This is a genomic window from Candidatus Obscuribacterales bacterium, from assembly GCA_036703605.1.
Taxonomy (GTDB): domain Bacteria; phylum Cyanobacteriota; class Cyanobacteriia; order RECH01; family RECH01; genus RECH01.
This window is the reverse complement of record DATNRH010000857.1, coordinates 1-3,432: the sequence shown is the minus strand read 5'-3', so window position 1 is coordinate 3,432 and position 3,432 is coordinate 1. Positions and strand designations below refer to the sequence as shown.

General features: G+C 54.1%; 4 protein-coding genes. All 4 read right to left on the bottom strand.

The window, feature by feature from the left end:
- A partial coding sequence (locus V6D20_17705; GenBank protein ID HEY9817618.1) for a hypothetical protein occupies positions 1–325 on the bottom strand: 325 nt, incomplete at its 3' end.
- Between the two features lie 15 nt (positions 326–340).
- Positions 341–991 carry a LysE family transporter gene (locus V6D20_17700; protein ID HEY9817617.1) on the bottom strand — a complete coding sequence of 217 codons (651 nt, stop codon included), beginning with the start codon at positions 989–991 and terminating at the stop codon, positions 341–343.
- Positions 988–1,710, bottom strand: coding sequence for a sterol desaturase family protein (locus tag V6D20_17695; GenBank protein HEY9817616.1), 723 nt, complete (start codon positions 1,708–1,710; stop codon positions 988–990). Before V6D20_17695 ends, V6D20_17700 begins: the two co-directional genes overlap by 4 nt.
- Before the next feature lie 233 nt (positions 1,711–1,943).
- Positions 1,944–3,432, bottom strand: a 1,489-nt coding sequence (locus V6D20_17690) for a sigma-54 dependent transcriptional regulator (GenBank protein HEY9817615.1), incomplete at its 5' end; no start/stop codon positions are given.

Sequence of the window (3,432 nt, the reverse complement as noted above, 5' to 3'; positions counted from 1 at the left end):
CTCTGCCTACCTGCACGTCGGAAGCATGCACATTCTTGTAGCCGCGATACCAGATATGTCTTGCTTGGTATCCGCGGCCAGTGGCGAGATCAACGATGCGGGAGGAGGTGCAATCTTTTGCTATTTCATTAGTGATCGCATCTCTAAGGCTAGCCAACTTGTCCCCAACATTGTCATGAGTGAGGATGGGAATCGCATACATTTGCTTGTAATATTGGTCATCATCCCAATTTTCCGACTTCTTGCGCTGTTTCAACTTGTGGGTGACATACCAAATTGGCAGAAAATTTAAGAACCAGGCTCTCGTGTGGGATTGCTCATGCATGGCACACCTCACAATCTACGGTGAGAATTGGACTGATCCGTACACGGTCGATCCGACCAAACTGATAGAAACAACGACTAGGATCACGCCGATGGCTGTAATTGCTTTAGGGAGCAGCGAAAGCGGGAAGTGGCTACTGAAACGGCGCAGCATGGCAAGCAGGATGCTGAACCAGGCAACGATGCCAATTACCGCGCTGGCGGCAAAAACCATCCCTTCATGTCCTTGCAGGGTGAGGTTGATAATCGGGAAAACAGTGGCCACGGAAGCCGACCAGGTGAAGATCGGGGTTGGATTGAGGGCCGCAATGCTGAGGCCAATCCAAAACTGGCGCCCGCAATTGGTCGCTGATGACTCTGCGATCGCGGGCCTTTGGGACTTCTTGTGGGAAGCGAAAATGAAATAAAGTCCTAGCGCAAGGAGCAGGAGGATACTTACTGCTCTTATCAGCGGTGTGACTATTGTGAAATGATCACGCAGGATGTTAAAAGCATAGACCGCTATGGCACAGTAGATGCCCTCGACGAGGCTGCCCCCGAGGCCGATCGCCCATCCGTCCCGGTAGCGGGCAAGCATCCCGCGATGGAATACCAAAAGGGAAGTAGGGCCTGCGACCGGCATGGAACCGATAAAACCCATGAGGAAACCTGCCAGGGAAGCCATCATGGTGATATTACCCTTTCCGTCATGTACCGAGATTTCTCATCGTGGTTTGCTGCCGCCGGGTGACCTTCCCGCACCCCGTAGCCTTCCGTGGCCCGGGTCTGCTTGATGGGCAGGTATGTGCCGAACACCCTGTCCCAAAAGACGGTAATGAAGCCGTAATTCTTGCCCGCGTGGTGGAAATGGTGAACGGTATGCGCGTGCCCCACCCCGTGAATCCATAGGAACTTTCCAAGGCCTTTTTCTGGATCGCAAATGTGATACAACCAGTGGGACGTCTCGTAGATGCAGTAGCTCAGGAGCCATCCTCCCAGGATCGCTAATCCCCACCCTGAGGTGGTCGCCAGGCCTACCACGCCGACCAGCATCAGGACAATGGGCAGTGAAATGGCCAGGTGAATCGTCCGGTGCTCGGGATCCAGCATCTGCCGGTACATGTGATGTTCCCGGTGGAGCCCGTTCCAGAAGATCTTGCGAAGCACGGGGTACCGTTTGTGGTGCAGCAGCCATCGGTGGAAGGCGTACTCGAACAGGGTCCAAATGAAGAACCCTAACGGAACGCTAACGACGATTGCGACCCAGCCGCTTGGGCGTGAGGCAGCCCAAGCGAGCGCACCTAGAGATACAGCCAGGTGAACAGGCAGGACCACTTCCGGCAGGGCCAACTTCCACCAGAATCCACTGTAGACGCACACCCCTTGTTCGTTGACGTACTTACCCATTTCACTACCTCCTCCCTCTAAGACAGATTCAATGGCGCTGGCAGATTCTACTGACGCAAACGGAGTGCCAGGGGATGGATGGGAAGCAAGGGTGCAGGCGGGAATGCCTGAAGTGCCTGATTTTAAAAGATGAGGGTCTTAATCGGGATGGCTTGGCCATTTGAGGAGATGACCCAAAGCGCTAAGACGCGTTAGCAGTACGGGAGAGAACTGCTAAATGACCTTAGCAGGTCTCAGCTTGATGGGGCCCGGAGATTATATACTTTCATCTTCTTCTGGAGGGTGACGCGGCTGATGCCCAGGGCTCGAGCGGCCTGAGTCACATTCCCTCCCGATTTGGCCAGGGCATCGAGAATGGCGCGTTGCTCCACCATCCCAGCCGATTCTCGTGCAACACCCTTCAAATCTTTCGCCTTCTCCCGACGTGGGCTTTCCTTGCCCCGCATCTCAGGGGGAAGGTCATGCACATCGAGGATTTCGCCTTTGGCTACCACCATCATCCGCTGAATCACATTTTCCAGCTCCCGGACATTCCCTGGCCAGCTGTGAGCCATAATCAAGGCCATCGTCTCGGGACTCATACCACTGATGCGTTGATTGAGTTGCGGGTTGCGTTTTTCAATAAAGTGGGAAACGAGGAGCGGGATGTCCTCGATGCGCTCGCGCAGTGGGGGGACCCCAATTGGCACGACATTGAGCCGATAGTACAGGTCTTGTCTGAAGCGACCTTGAGCAATGAGTTCCTCTAGATTTTGATTGGTGGCGGCCACGATGCGAACATTTACTTTGATGACGTCTCTCCCCCCCACGCGGTGGAATTCGCCTTCCTGTAACACCCGCAGCAGCTTGACCTGGGTGCTCGGCGGAATCTCTCCAATCTCGTCGAGAAAAAGAGTCCCTCCATCAGCGAACTCAAAGATCCCCTTTCGTTGGGTGATGGCACCGGTAAAGGCCCCTTTTTCATGGCCGAAGAGTTCGCTTTCCAAGAGAGTCTCGGTGAGCGATCCACAGTTCACGGCCACAAAACGGTTTGACCGTCGCGGACTATTGTAATGAATCGCTTTGGCGATGAGCTCTTTTCCGGTCCCGGTTTCGCCCTGAATGAGCACACTTACATCCGTTGCTGCGATAGACCGCACCAACGCAAGGAGCTCCTGAACCTTCTCGCTGGTCCCCACAATGCCGGCGAAGCTATATTCCTGTTCGATCGCGCGACGGAGCTGGATATTCTCCAACGCGAGTCGCCTTTTTTCGATATGACCTTGGATCATATGCAAGTGTGTCTGTTTGATTTGCTTTAGGTGGTCGAAGAGAAGGCGGGAGACCTCCCTTCTGCTAACATGCTCAACGGAGGTTCCTCTGGGTTGAATCGCTCGCTCTTTCCAGGTGAAACGGAACCGGCTATATGGAGCATCATAAATCTGGTCTTCCTTGAAGGAGTAGGTGAGAGGACCGTGAAACACAGTGCCAGGTCTAACAATTTTGTAGCCGGTCGGAGCATGTTTCCTTTCCTTTGGATCGGTCTCCTCCAAAGGGGTTAGTACATGGATCTGACCGTCGCGTGGTGGCACGACGAGCGAGTCCGGCATGGTCCTCATAAAATCCTTCGACAGAGAGACGGTTTCGATTTTCAAGGGGACTTTGATCGCTTCAGCGATTGATTCCTGCGAGTGGCGTTGCCGGACGGATAGTTGATTCCCCACCTTCACTGTCTCAAATCCG